13 protein-coding genes are annotated in these 12,490 nt (G+C 39.7%); 9 read left to right on the top strand and 4 right to left on the bottom strand.

The window, feature by feature from the left end; translation table 11 throughout:
- Positions 1–1,059: a GyrI-like domain-containing protein gene (locus FK178_RS08860; protein WP_146833711.1), complete on the bottom strand. Its 1,059-nt coding sequence runs from the start codon at positions 1,057–1,059 to the stop codon at positions 1–3.
- 179 nt (positions 1,060–1,238) lie between these two features.
- On the opposite strand from FK178_RS08860, the gene FK178_RS08855 reads away from it, so the two are divergent.
- Positions 1,239–3,281, top strand: coding sequence for a dipeptidyl-peptidase 3 family protein (locus FK178_RS08855; RefSeq protein WP_146833708.1), 2,043 nt, complete (start codon positions 1,239–1,241; stop codon positions 3,279–3,281).
- A gap of 76 nt (positions 3,282–3,357) precedes the next feature.
- On the opposite strand, the gene FK178_RS08850 is transcribed toward FK178_RS08855, so the two are convergent.
- Positions 3,358–3,546, bottom strand: coding sequence for a hypothetical protein (locus tag FK178_RS08850; RefSeq protein ID WP_146833705.1), 189 nt, complete (start codon positions 3,544–3,546; stop codon positions 3,358–3,360).
- Between the two features lie 90 nt (positions 3,547–3,636).
- On the opposite strand from FK178_RS08850, the gene FK178_RS08845 reads away from it, so the two are divergent.
- Complete coding sequence (locus FK178_RS08845) at positions 3,637–4,023, top strand: pyrophosphohydrolase domain-containing protein (RefSeq protein ID WP_146833702.1); 387 nt, start codon at positions 3,637–3,639, stop codon at positions 4,021–4,023.
- Between the two features lie 70 nt (positions 4,024–4,093).
- On the opposite strand, the gene FK178_RS08840 is transcribed toward FK178_RS08845, so the two are convergent.
- On the bottom strand, positions 4,094–5,164 hold the full coding sequence (locus tag FK178_RS08840) for a branched-chain amino acid aminotransferase (protein WP_146833699.1): 1,071 nt from the start codon (positions 5,162–5,164) through the stop codon (positions 4,094–4,096).
- 107 nt (positions 5,165–5,271) lie between these two features.
- On the opposite strand from FK178_RS08840, the gene FK178_RS08835 reads away from it, so the two are divergent.
- The 3 genes from FK178_RS08835 to FK178_RS08825 all read left to right on the top strand — a co-directional run bounded on the left by FK178_RS08835 (position 5,272) and on the right by FK178_RS08825 (position 7,427).
- Complete coding sequence (locus FK178_RS08835) at positions 5,272–5,781, top strand: DUF4920 domain-containing protein (RefSeq protein WP_146833696.1); 510 nt, start codon at positions 5,272–5,274, stop codon at positions 5,779–5,781.
- A 1-nt stretch (position 5,782) separates the two neighbouring features.
- Positions 5,783–6,460, top strand: coding sequence for a tRNA (5-methylaminomethyl-2-thiouridine)(34)-methyltransferase MnmD (mnmD, locus tag FK178_RS08830; protein ID WP_146833694.1), 678 nt, complete (start codon positions 5,783–5,785; stop codon positions 6,458–6,460).
- A gap of 64 nt (positions 6,461–6,524) precedes the next feature.
- Positions 6,525–7,427 carry a TIGR01777 family oxidoreductase gene (locus FK178_RS08825; RefSeq protein WP_146833691.1) on the top strand — a complete coding sequence of 301 codons (903 nt, stop codon included), beginning with the start codon at positions 6,525–6,527 and terminating at the stop codon, positions 7,425–7,427.
- A 50-nt stretch (positions 7,428–7,477) separates the two neighbouring features.
- On the opposite strand, the gene FK178_RS08820 is transcribed toward FK178_RS08825, so the two are convergent.
- A complete protein-coding gene (locus FK178_RS08820; RefSeq protein WP_146833688.1) occupies positions 7,478–8,143 on the bottom strand; it encodes a YceI family protein in 666 nt (221 codons plus the stop codon).
- Positions 8,144–8,297: 154 nt separating this feature from the next.
- Between FK178_RS08820 and FK178_RS08815 the strand changes: the two genes are divergently transcribed.
- The 4 genes from FK178_RS08815 (at position 8,298) to FK178_RS08800 (ending at position 12,489) form a co-directional block, all read left to right on the top strand.
- On the top strand, positions 8,298–8,900 hold the full coding sequence (locus FK178_RS08815; protein ID WP_146833685.1) for a nucleotide exchange factor GrpE: 603 nt from the start codon (positions 8,298–8,300) through the stop codon (positions 8,898–8,900).
- Positions 8,901–8,929: 29 nt separating this feature from the next.
- The gene (gene dnaJ / locus FK178_RS08810; RefSeq protein WP_146833682.1) at positions 8,930–10,045 is read left to right on the top strand and encodes a molecular chaperone DnaJ; all 1,116 of its coding nucleotides are present in this window, start codon (positions 8,930–8,932) and stop codon (positions 10,043–10,045) included.
- Positions 10,046–10,268: 223 nt separating this feature from the next.
- Positions 10,269–11,198 (top strand): ABC transporter ATP-binding protein, encoded by a 930-nt coding sequence (locus FK178_RS08805; protein WP_146833679.1) that lies wholly within the window; start codon positions 10,269–10,271, stop codon positions 11,196–11,198.
- Positions 11,191–12,489 (top strand): ABC transporter permease, encoded by a 1,299-nt coding sequence (locus FK178_RS08800; RefSeq protein ID WP_146833676.1) that lies wholly within the window; start codon positions 11,191–11,193, stop codon positions 12,487–12,489. The genes FK178_RS08805 and FK178_RS08800 overlap by 8 nt, the downstream gene beginning before the upstream one ends.
- The last annotated feature ends 1 nt before the right edge of the window (position 12,490 follow it).

The following is a 12,490-nucleotide window of genomic DNA, read 5'->3' as shown; positions in this document are numbered from 1 at the left end:
CTATTCTATTACAGGATTAGAAACCTCCGTTTTAATAGGAATGAATATTTCGGTTACCCAATTGGCCGGATTTGGGGTAGTTTCAAAATCGGTTTTATATACCTCAAATGGCTGACTTTCCTCATCGGCAGTAAGATTATTATCGGCTAAATATTGATATGCTACCTCCCAGGCTTCCTGTAGGTTTTGCACATCTCCTTTTAAAGTGGTTTTCACCACCTGTTGTACGGGCATCATTCCGTTTAAAATATCACTTTCAGCAGGTGTTATAACGAGGCTGGGTGTAAAGATCCCGGTAGAATAGATAGCCGAATTATTTTGCTCATCCCAGTTGTTGTAAAGCACAAAAGGATAACCTTGACGGGTAATATTATTGGTATCCATATAATTGCGTAATTCCGTCAGCATTTTTTGCATCCGGGTGGGTACCTGGCTAATTTTGGTAGCGGTAGTATTATACATATAAAAACCCCCGCCGTGCGTTGTAAGCCCGTCTACATTGATAGAATAAACGCTCATTTTGTTTTGGAGGGCCTTGTTAAGTCTTTCAAGGCTGCGTTGTAACCTTGGCCTCATTGTTTCGGGAATGGATTTTTCGGTAAGCGAAAATGCCAGTTTCTCCCTGAAACTTTGTTTGCCTTCAAATCCTACGGTAACTTTCGTACCTTCTTCCACCTCTTCAAAATACCAGTACATATTGCTATTGGTTTCGGCCATGGACATGTTCAAATTAACCTCCTGTTCAATAGCTTCATTCTGGTTTACCTTAATTATAGAGAGAGAACCATCTCCAAGATTATCGCTTTTCCAGGAAAATCCTCCACCTTCTCCCCGGATGGTTTGTTGGTGTTTGAGAACAATATCATCTGTCTCCTGGCTCCAGGGGCCCCATGCTTCCCAGTTGGTCAAATTATTCACCTCATTAAATACTACCGGCACAGGAGCATTGATAATAGAGGTTTCCTCAATATGATAATCTCCGTCTTTAGTGGCAATATAAATTGCGCCGGCAATTATGAATATTAATAAAAGAAAGAATAAGTATTTCAGGATTTTCATCTATTGGCGGGATTTTTCCGTTTGACAGGCTAATATAGTTAAATTACAAGTCGTGAATTAGTACATTTGCAGGAAATTAAATCCTTAAGTATGAAATAAGCATTCATTGAATTTGGCAAGAACAACCAATAAGATATGCGAATTGCATAAATCCATTTAAAAACAATAAATATTTCATTATGAAAATTAATTATTTTTTGACGCTTATCCTGGCGTCGCTTATTATGTTTTCCTGTAAAGATGGAAATGATGATAACCGTGATTTGGCTGAAACCCAAACTACTAATGACAGCATTTTTGAATACAAGGTGGAGGAGTTTGCAGATATTAAAATTCTGCGATACCAAATCCCGGGCTGGGAGAACCTTAGCCTCAAGGAACAAAAACTGGTCTATTACCTTGTTCAGGCAGGTTTGGCCGGGCGTGATATCATGTGGGACCAGAACTACCGGCATAATCTTAAAATTAGAGCTGCCCTTGAGAATATATATAACAATTATGCGGGGGACAAGAATTCTGAAGACTGGAAGGCTTTTGAAACCTACCTAAAGCGAGTATGGTTTTCCAATGGGATTCACCATCATTATTCAAATGATAAGATCAAACCGGAATTCAGCAAAGAGTTTTTTGACAGTCTTCTTGCAGAGACAGAAACCAACCTTACGGGTGAAGCTTATGACGTGATCTTTAATGATAAGGATTCCAAAAAAGTTAATCTTGACGGCACACAGGATCTATTGTTAAGCAGTGCGGTGAATTTCTATGGGCCAGATGTTACCGAAGCTGAAGCTGAAGCTTTTTATAAGAATAAAAAATCTCCGGATCCTTTAAAGCCGCTTTCCTATGGCCTTAATTCTCAACTGGTAAAAGAAAATGGAAAATTGGTTGAAAAAGTGTGGAAAAGCGGGGGAATGTATGGTGCTGCCATTGATGAGATCGTTAAATGGCTGGAACTTGCCAAAGGAGTTGCCGAGAATGAAAAACAAGGCAAGGCCCTTGGTTTGTTGATAGATTATTACAAGAGTGGAGACCTTAAGACCTGGGATGATTACAATGTTGCCTGGGTTGAAGCTACAGAGGGAAACATAGACTATATAAACAGTTTTATTGAAGTCTATAATGACCCTATTGGTTACAGGGGATCCTATGAAAATATTGTACAAATAAAGGATTTTGAAATGTCTAAGAAAATGAGTGTTCTGGAGCAGAACGTTCAATGGTTTGAGGACAATGCACCTTTAATGAAGGAGCATAAAAAGGACTCGGTAAAAGGAGTTACCTATAAGACGGTGATCGTGGCAGGGGAGGCAGGAGATGCTTCTCCAAGTACCCCAATAGGAGTAAACCTGCCAAATGCCAACTGGATAAGGGCGGCCCACGGTAGTAAATCTGTATCTCTTGGAAATATTATTGAAGCCTACAATAATGCAGGAAGCACTAATGTGCTTGAGGAATTTGCTCATGATGAGGAAGAAATTGAACTTCAAAAGCAATACGGGCAGGATGGTAGTAAACTACATACCGCACTTCACGAAGTTGTAGGGCATGCCTCCGGAAGGATAAATCCGGGAGTAGGTGAAACCAAGGAAACTCTTAAAAGCTATGCATCTACCATGGAAGAGGGAAGAGCAGATCTTGTTGCTCTTTATTACCTGATGGATCCTAAGATCCAGGAACTGGGTCTTACAGATGACTGGGAGAAAATGGGGAAGGCAACCTATGATGGTTATATTAGAAATGGTTTAATAACACAGTTAGTAAGATTGAACCTGGGAGATAATGTAGAGGAAAGCCATATGCGTAACCGCCAGTGGGTAAGTGCCTGGGTGTTTGAAAAAGGGAAAGAAGAAGGTGTAATAGAAAAGGTTTCCAGAGATGGAAAAACCTATTATGATATCAAGAATTATCCAAGATTACGCGAGCTTTTTGGTGAATTATTAATGGAAACCCAAAGAATAAAATCTGAAGGAGACTTTGAGGCTGCCAAAAATCTTGTGGAGAATTACGGTGTTAAAGTAGACCAGGCTGTGCATAAAGAAGTGCTGGACCGAAATTCAAAATTTAAATCTCCTCCTTACAGCGGTTTTGTTAACCCGGTATTAGTACCCGAGACTGGGGACGATGGAGAGATTAAAGCCATACGTATAGAGCAACCTAAAGATTTTGCATCTCAAATGTTGCAGTATGCAAAGGATTTCAATTTTTTACCTGTAAAAGGATAAGCTAGTTTTTGAGCAGATATTTAAAATCCCCGGCCATTGGCCGGGGATTTTTTATTTAAAAATATATTATTCTTACTTAGCGCTTTAAAAATTCTTTTATTACAAACAGCAAAAAGATAAATACAATAAAACCCAGCAATACAAATATGCTGCCTTTGTAGTATTTTTTATGCAGGGCAATATCTTTCCTGTAACTGTAGGCGATCACCACCACAAAAGCGAAAAAGAATATGGCAGCAAAAATTAATTGTCCGGTACTAAACATTTTAATTATTTTTAGGCAAAGTTAAAGTTTAGATACGAGATTAAGGCAGTAAGATTATGGTAAGGATAAAAACCTTTTAAAAAGAAAATAATGAAAAAAAGAATTGCAGCGGTACATAAATTTCACAGTGCCTTTGGCCTTGGCATCAAAGAGGCCCCGCATGCCGATTTAGGGCCGGCTAAGAATTTGCTGAGGTATAATTTAATGAAAGAGGAAAATGAGGAATATCTTGAGGCCGCCAATGGTAATGATCTGGCCGAGGTGGCTGATGCCCTTGGCGATATGCTATATATTTTATGCGGCACCATCATTGAACACGGGATGCAATATAAAATAGAAGAAGTGTTTGACGAAATACAACGCAGCAATATGAGTAAATTGGGCGAAGACGGGAAACCGGTTTTTCGGGAAGATGGCAAGGTATTGAAGGGGCCGGGATATTTCAGGCCAAATATTAAAGCCATTCTGGAAAGATAATTGTCATAAGAGCATAAAAAAATAAAGGCTGCCAAAAGGCAGCCTTATCTCATTGGATATAAAAGAAAAACTATTCTTTTACCTCGTATCTCCATCCAAATTCATCCTCGGCAAGGTTGTATTGGATTTTCATAAGTTTATCTTTAAAGAAGCTCGCATAAGAATCTGTGATCTTAGGCAATTCATAACGCTCACCCTTATAACCAAATCCCTGAATAGGATTGATTACAGCTGCAGTTCCTGCCCCAAAGATCTCCTTTAAGGAACCATTTTTTGCAGCTTCAATAATCTCCTTAACACTAACTCTTCTCACTTCAGCCTTAATTGAATTGGCTTCGGCCAGGCTAAGAATACTTTTACGCGTAACCCCGTCCAGGATCCTGTCATTTACCGGCGCAGTTAAAAGTGTATCATTGACCCTGAAAAATACGTTCATTGTTCCTGCCTCTTCCAGAAATTCATGAGAATTGGCATCTGTCCATATAATTTGCTGGAAACCTGCCTCTTTAGCAAGGTTGGTAGGATAGAACTGTGCCCCGTAATTTCCCGCTGCTTTTGCAGCACCTACACCACCATCTGCAGCGCGGCTGTATTTTTCAGAGATCTGTACCCTTACTTCTCCTGTATAGTAAGATTTAGCCGGAGAACAAATGATCATAAATTTATAGCTAGCGCCAGGAGAAGCAAGTACCCCCGGTTCTGTTGCGATCACAAAAGGACGTATATAAAGAGAATTTCCAAACCCTTTTTTGATCCATTCTTTATCTATTTTTAAAAGTTCCTCAAGCCCCTGGAAAAAATATTCCTCCGGGAACTCGGGGATTGCAAGTCTTTTAGATGATAAGTTGATCCTTTTAAAATTCTCATCCGGGCGAAACAACCATATTTTGTCATTATCATCTCTAAAGGCCTTCATCCCTTCAAAAACCGCTTGCCCGTAATGAAATACCTTTGCTGAAGGTTCAAGTTCTATTTTCCCATATGGTTTTATCACAGGGGTTTTCCAAGCACCATCTTCGTAATCGCATTCCATCATATGGTCTGTAAATACATGGCCAAATTTTAAATTTTCAAAATCAACAGAATCTAATTTTGAGGTGGTTGACTTTACGATATCGATGTCGGTGGAAGCGTGTTTCATGGTGATTGCTTTAGATTGCAAATTTACCTAATTATACATAGAAAAAAAATGGAACTTTTACTAAATTTGTAAGGTTGTTGGAAATCAACCCTTAATTTTAAAAAATTATGAAAAATTTATGGATTTTGCCTGCTTTTGCTGTTTTATCTCTAGTATCCTGTAAAAATACTGATAATACAAAAGATCCTGAGGTAATGGTCGAAACTGCAGATCTTGCTTATAGTTCTTACGGGGAACAAATTTCTTCTGAAAACAGTCTTTCGGCCGGGGAAATGGAGGAAAGATTTAAGAATCTTAAGGAAGGAGATACCATAGAGGTGAGTTTTAAAACTAAGGTTAATTCTGTTTGCAAAGGCAAAGGCTGCTGGATGACGCTGGACCTTCCGCAGGAAGAAGATGTAATGGTAAAATTCAAGGATTACGGATTTTTTGTTCCTATGGATATTGAAGAAAAAGAAGTGGTGGTAAACGGGAAGGCATTTGTAGCTGAAGTTTCTGTAGAAGAACAACAACATTACGCTGAAGATAAAGGCGATTCCCCGGGGAAAATAGCCGCGATCACCCGGCCAAAACGCACGCTTACTTTCCTGGCAGACGGGGTGCTTATAAAAGATTAATTTGAAGAGAGAGATTATAAATACGGGTGATGGTTCTACCACCATTCACCTGCCCGAATGGAATGAGCAATACCATTCCAAACATGGGGCAATTCGCGAAGCCCGGCATGTGTTTATTGAAATGGGTCTTAAAAAATGTCTGGCGAAGGAATTCCCGGAGATCTCAATTCTCGAAATTGGATTTGGCACAGGCCTCAATGCCCTGGTCACCTGGAGCGAGGTAAGGGATAGGGAAATAAACATTAAATATACCGGGGTTGAGGCCTATCCTGTAGCTTTCGGCGAAGTGGAAAAACTGAATTTCCCTAATCAACTGGCGGAACCGGACGCTGAAGAAGTATTTAAACTTCTTCATAGCCTGGAATGGGAAATACCTGAGGGATTAACCCCTAATTTCAGTCTCTTAAAGCAAAAGAAGTTCTTTGCAGATATCACAGATGTCTCCTTGTATGACCTTATTTATTTTGATGCTTTTGGGGCAAGGGTACAACCGGAACTTTGGACAGAGGAGATTTTTGAGCGAATGTTCCGGGCATCGAAACCCGGAGGTTTACTGGTAACTTATGCCGCTAAAGGAAGTGTGAGAAGAGCAATGCAAAGTGCAGGTTTTATTGTGGAAAGACTTCCCGGTCCCCCTGGGAAAAGAGAAATGCTCAGGGCCACCAAACCTGGCCTTTAAAGGTTGTTAAACCTGTAATAAAAATTAGCCAGACCCTGCCGCTCTTGCTATCTTGTAAAGAAAAATGCGTGTATTAATAACAGGTGCAACAGGATTGGTAGGAACCCATCTTGCCAGGTTGCTTCGGCAAAAAAACATTCAAATAAATTATCTTACCACGAGTAAGGATAAGATTGAAAAATCTCCTGAATATCGTGGTTTCTTCTGGGATCCTTCAGAAGGAGAAATTGATGAAGCCTGCCTTGAAGGAGTAGATGCAATTATTCACCTGGCAGGAGCCAGTATTGCCAAAAAATGGACCTCAGAATATAAAAAGGAAATCATTGAAAGCAGGACTAAAACCGCTCAATTGCTTTATAAAACCCTGCAGGATTCCCCCTATGAAGTTTCCAGATTTATATCTTCCAGCGCCATAGGCATATATCCCAGTTCGCTGGAAAAGTTATACCACGAAGACGAAAATGCCGTTGATGATTCCTTTTTAGGAGAGGTAGTAGAAAGATGGGAAGCTGCCGCCTGGGAATTTGAATCCCTGGATTTGGAGGTGGCTATTGTAAGAACCGGCCTGGTCCTGGCAGAGGATGGCGGGGCTTTGCCTAAAATGAAAGAGCCGGTTGATTTAAATGTAGGAGCTGCATTTGGAACGGGGAAACAATGGCAATCCTGGATTCACATTGAGGATCTGGCGGGTATTTATGCTTATATCCTTGAAATGGAATTAAAGGGCATTTACAATGCTGTAGCGCCAAATCCCGTTACAAATAAAGAGTTAATAAAACATATTGCCTCTCAGCTTGATAAATCTGTTTGGCTGCCCATTGTTCCTGCTGTGGCTTTGAAGCTGGCCCTGGGAGAAATGGCAACAGTTTTGCTTTCCAGCCAACTGGTAAGTTCAGAAAAGATACAAAATGCGGGATATAAGTTCCGGTATAAAAATCTGGCCAAAGCCCTGGAGAGTTTGTTGTAAAAAAACAGGGCCGCAATTTGCGGCCCTGTTTGCTTTTATATGGAAAAGTATTATGCTTTAGTCGCTACTACTTTAATGGTAAGTTCAATTTCATCATTAATGAAATTATCTCCAAGACTGTCAAAAACAGATTTTGATTTGAAGTTCACATTCCATTTTGTGCGGTCAATAGTAAAAGTTTCGCTTGTAAGGACAAGTTCTTCGCCGTTAAGGTCAATATTTACCGGGAATTCAACATTCTTGGTTTCCCCTTTCATTGTCAAATTACCCTGTAGCATTATTTGCCCGTTAACCTGGTTCACCCCGGTTACTTCAAATTTCGCATTTGGAAATTCGTTGATATTAAAGAAATCTCCTTCTTTTCCTTTTACGGTCCCCTTCAGGTGATTTTCAAGATTTTCTTTATCTGATCCTTCAAGATCTGTAACATTGATCGAGGCCATATCAATTAAAAATGTACCACTTTCAACTATGCTGTCGTTTGCATAAAAGGTTCCTTCAGCGATTTGAATAGTTCCAGTGTGAGTTCCTGTGGGTTTTTTACCCTTCCATTCAATTACAGAAGAAGTGGCATCTACTTTGAATTCAACAGCCTCCATATTGGCAGCAGCAACATCCAGAGCTTCCCCGGTTTGGGCCTCACGATTATCATTTTTACATCCGGTTGCAATGGTAATTGCAGCAATTATAAAAATATTCAGGATTGATTTTTTCATTTTAAGTGATTTGATTTTTAATAAGTTGCAAAATTAAGCTAAGAAAGAAACACAAATCTTAAAATTGTATTAAAGTTATAGTTGTGACATTTTGACATTTTTAAATAATTGGCAGTAAATTTGACTTTTGAGAATCAAACAAATTTGTTAATCCATGAGCAAGGAAAAAGAAAATACATCCGGGGAGGATATAGAAAATATCAAGGAAAATATTCATCAGGAATTTGGAGGGGAACCTGCAGAAGAATTTATAGATGAAGGAGTTGATCAAATAGAAGAAGAGCAGGAACCAGAGGGTCAATCTGTTTCTGAAAACGAGCAGTTAAAAGCTGACCTTGATAAGGAAAAAGATAAATTTTTAAGGTTATTTGCCGAATTTGAGAATTATAAAAGACGCACTTCAAAGGAGCGGCTTGAGCTTTTCAAGACCGCCAACCAGGAAGTAATGACTGCTATGTTGCCGGTTTTAGATGATTTTGACCGGGCGTTGAATGAAATTCAAAAGGCTAAGGATAAAAATCTATTAAAAGGAGTAGAGCTTATTCACAACAAATTCAGAGAAACATTGAAGAACAAAGGATTGGAGGCTATGGAAGTGAAAGCCGGCGATTCCTTTGATGCAGATATGCATGAGGCTATTACTCAGGTGCCTGCGCCTTCGGAAAAATTAAAAGGCAGGATAGTTGATGTGGTAGAGCGCGGATACAAACTTGGGGACAGGATCATTAGGTTTCCTAAGGTAGTGACAGGCAAATAGTCACTTTTTAAAAATCACAAATACACATAATGAAACAGGATTATTACGAAATACTGGGAATAAGTAAGAATGCCTCTGTGGCAGAGATCAAAAAAGCATATCGCAAAAAGGCTATTGAATTTCACCCCGATAAAAATCCGGGTGATAACCATGCCGAAGAAATGTTTAAAAAAGCTGCGGAAGCATACGAAGTTCTTAGCAATGAAGATAAGCGTGCCAAATATGACCGTTTTGGCCATCAGGCCTTTGAAGGTGGCTTTGGTGCAGGAGGAGGAATGAATATGGATGACATCTTCAGCCAGTTTGGTGATATCTTTGGCGGTGGCTTTGGTGGCGGCTTCTCTGGTTTTGGCGGTGGCTTTGGGGGAGGACAAAGGCGTGTGAAGGGCAGTAACCTTAGAATACGTGTGAGCCTTACCCTGGAAGAGATCGCAAACGGAACCGAAAAGAAAATTAAGGTTAAAAGAAAAATACAGGCTCCGGGGACAACCTATAAAAGTTGTACTACCTGTAACGGAACAGGACAGGTAACCCGTATTACAAATACCATATTAGGGCGTATGCAAACAGCGTCTCCCTGTACTGCCTGCGGCGGTGCCGGGCAGATAATTGATCAAAAACCTGCAGAAGCAGATGCACACGGCCTTATTTCAAAAGAAGAAACCGTATCTATCAAGATTCCGGCTGGGGTTGAAGATGGTATGCAGTTAAAAGTTACAGGAAAAGGTAACGACGCTCCGGGAAATGGAGTGCCGGGAGATCTTCTGGTGGCTATCGAAGAAAAAGAGCACCCAACCCTGCAACGGGAAGGTGATAATTTACATTATGATCTTTACATAAGTTATTCCGAAGCTGTACTTGGAGCTTCAAGAGAAATTGATACAGTTTCAGGCAAAGTTCGAATTAAAATAGATGAAGGAGTTCAATCTGGTAAGATCCTGCGTCTACGAGGCAAAGGGATCTCCAATTTAAATGGATATGGTAAAGGGGACTTGTTGGTGCATGTAAATGTCTGGACTCCTAAAGTATTGAACAGGGAGCAGCGGGAATTTTTTGAAAAAATGGCCGCCGATGAGAACTTCCAGCCCAATCCGGAACTAAGTGATAAATCATTTTTTGAAAAAGTAAAAGATATGTTTTCTTAAAAAACAAGAGTTTTAAGATAATTTTTATATATTTGAATATCACTAAAGCTTTAGTGATAATTTTTCTTTTTCATAGCAATTTTTTTCCCATCCTTAATTAAGTTTAAGGGTGGGTTTTTGCTTTTATCCCTTCCCTGCTTTGCTTATAATATTTATAAAATCCTCTTAAATTAAAGGGGGTGTAAGGCTATTTCAATATATTTACTACTACTAAACTTCAAGTATGGGTAATCTCCTGGTGGCAGAGAACATTAGCAAACAATTCGGCGATTTTACTGCACTCAATGATGTTTCCATAGCAATTCCTGAACAAAGCATATTTGGTCTTCTGGGACCTAATGGCGCAGGAAAAACCACATTTTTAAGGATTATTAATCAAATAACCCTGCCGGATACCGGTACTGTTTATTTCAGGGGGAAACCCCTTCATCCCAATGATGTTGGCTATATAGGCTATTTGCCAGAGGAAAGAGGTTTGTATAAGTCTATGAAAGTAGGGGAGCAGGCCCTTTATTTGGCAAGGCTAAAAGGTTTGAGCAAAGCCCAGGCAAAAGAAAGGCTGGAGTATTGGTTTAACAAACTGGGGATCACTCACTGGTGGGATAAAAAAATACAGGAACTTTCAAAAGGGATGGCGCAAAAAGTACAATTTGTGATCACCGTGCTTCACAAACCCGTCCTTCTTATTTTTGATGAACCTTTTACCGGGTTTGATCCCGTGAATGCCGATATTATCAAGAACGAGATCCTTCAATTAAGGGAGGAAGGGGCTACCATTCTTTTTTCTACCCATCGCATGGAAAGCGTGGAAGAATTGTGTGAGCATATTGCCCTTATCCATAAATCCAACAAACTCCTAGATGGAAAGGTGGCAGATATAAAACGACTTTATAAATCAAATACATTTGAGGTAGGTCTTACCACGTCGAGTGAGGCTGCACTTCTGGAGGACCTGTCTGCAAAATTTATTGTGGAAAAAGCGACTTTTAAAAGTTTGAATCAGGATCTTAAATTAAAATTACAGATCCCTGCCGATGCTTCTCCCAACGAACTGCTTCATTATTTGATCACTAAAGCCCAGGTGAATCATTTTGTGGAGGTGATCCCTTCAGTAAATGATATCTTTATTAAAACCGTGACTCAAAATGCGTAATTTAAAACTCATCATTAAACGGGAATACACGGCAAGGGTAAGAAATAAGACCTTTATTATAATGACATTTCTTAGCCCGCTTATTCTTGTGGGAATGTTTTTTTTGATCGCATACCTGAGCATGCTTAATAACAGCGAAGAAAAAATTATTGCTATTAATGATCAAAGTGGGGTGTTTGAAGGCGAATTTCAAAATACCGAAGATATCACCTATATGAACCTTTCTTTTGTGACCCTGGACCAGGCAAAGGAACTGGTTAAAGAAAAGAACTATCACGGCTTGTTATATATACCGGAAATTGATAATAATGCCCGGCTTGCCGGTTCTATAGAGTTCTTTGGAAAAGAGACGCCTGGATTTGGTACCCTGCAGCAAATGGAGCGCATTATTACTGAAAAACTCACCACCCGGGAGCTTATTGCCAGGGGAGTGGATGTGTCTCAAATAGAATCAGCCGAAACAAAAGTCAATATCCAGATCCAAAATTTTGAAGGCCAGCGCACCTCCAGAATGTCGGGATATATAAAAATGATCTTTGGAGGGGCCGCCGGTTATTTGCTCATGATGTTCATTATTATCTATGGGAATATGGTAATGCGCAGTGTAATAGAAGAAAAAACCAACCGTATTATTGAGATCATAGTTTCATCGGTCAAACCAATCCAATTGATGCTTGGGAAGATCCTGGGTACTTCCCTCGCAGGTATCACGCAATTCACAATTTGGGTAGTATTGGGTACCGTATTGATGTTTATCGCCTCTACCTTAACAGGGCTTGATATGGTTGCACCTTCTGCAGAAGCCAGCAGGGGAATTGAAGATATGGCAAGTAATGAGATGCAGCAATTGCTTACAGATATTTATAACCTGCCTATGTTTACCCTTATAATCGCGTTTCTCATTTATTTTATTGGAGGTTACTTTTTGTATTCGGCAATTTATGCGGCTATTGGAGCCGCGGTAGATTCTGAAACCGATACCCAGCAATTCATGTTCCCCATTATTCTGCCTTTAATGCTTGGGATCTATGTAGGTTTCTTTTCGGTAATTGAAAATCCGCATGGAACGGTATCCACCATTTTTTCAATGATCCCTTTAACTTCTCCTATTGTTATGCTAATGCGTATTCCGTTTGGGGTGCCCTGGTGGGAATTAGTGATATCTGTATTGTTATTGATCATTACCAATGGGCTGGTACTTTGGCTGGCAGCTAAAATATACAGGGTAGGAATACTTATGTATGGGAAGAAACCCACTTACAAGGAATTATATAAATGGCTTAAATATTAAT

It is taken from the genome of Antarcticibacterium arcticum, from assembly GCF_007993795.1.
GTDB lineage: Bacteria > Bacteroidota > Bacteroidia > Flavobacteriales > Flavobacteriaceae > Gillisia > Gillisia arctica.
The sequence above is the reverse complement of the archived record's forward strand: the minus strand, read 5'-3'. Positions and strand labels throughout refer to the sequence as shown.

Coding starts and splice junctions, on each gene's coding strand:
- FK178_RS08835 (WP_146833696.1), top strand. CDS start 5,272: ATGAAAAATTTATGGATTTTGCCTGCTTTTGCTGTTTTATCTCTAGTA.
- FK178_RS08860 (WP_146833711.1), bottom strand. CDS start 1,059: ATGAAAATCCTGAAATACTTATTCTTTCTTTTATTAATATTCATAATT.
- FK178_RS08815 (WP_146833685.1), top strand. CDS start 8,298: ATGAGCAAGGAAAAAGAAAATACATCCGGGGAGGATATAGAAAATATC.
- FK178_RS08825 (WP_146833691.1), top strand. CDS start 6,525: ATGCGTGTATTAATAACAGGTGCAACAGGATTGGTAGGAACCCATCTT.
- FK178_RS08820 (WP_146833688.1), bottom strand. CDS start 8,143: ATGAAAAAATCAATCCTGAATATTTTTATAATTGCTGCAATTACCATT.
- FK178_RS08850 (WP_146833705.1), bottom strand. CDS start 3,546: ATGTTTAGTACCGGACAATTAATTTTTGCTGCCATATTCTTTTTCGCT.
- FK178_RS08800 (WP_146833676.1), top strand. CDS start 11,191: ATGCGTAATTTAAAACTCATCATTAAACGGGAATACACGGCAAGGGTA.
- FK178_RS08805 (WP_146833679.1), top strand. CDS start 10,269: ATGGGTAATCTCCTGGTGGCAGAGAACATTAGCAAACAATTCGGCGAT.
- FK178_RS08840 (WP_146833699.1), bottom strand. CDS start 5,164: ATGAAACACGCTTCCACCGACATCGATATCGTAAAGTCAACCACCTCA.
- dnaJ (WP_146833682.1), top strand. CDS start 8,930: ATGAAACAGGATTATTACGAAATACTGGGAATAAGTAAGAATGCCTCT.
- FK178_RS08855 (WP_146833708.1), top strand. CDS start 1,239: ATGAAAATTAATTATTTTTTGACGCTTATCCTGGCGTCGCTTATTATG.
- FK178_RS08845 (WP_146833702.1), top strand. CDS start 3,637: ATGAAAAAAAGAATTGCAGCGGTACATAAATTTCACAGTGCCTTTGGC.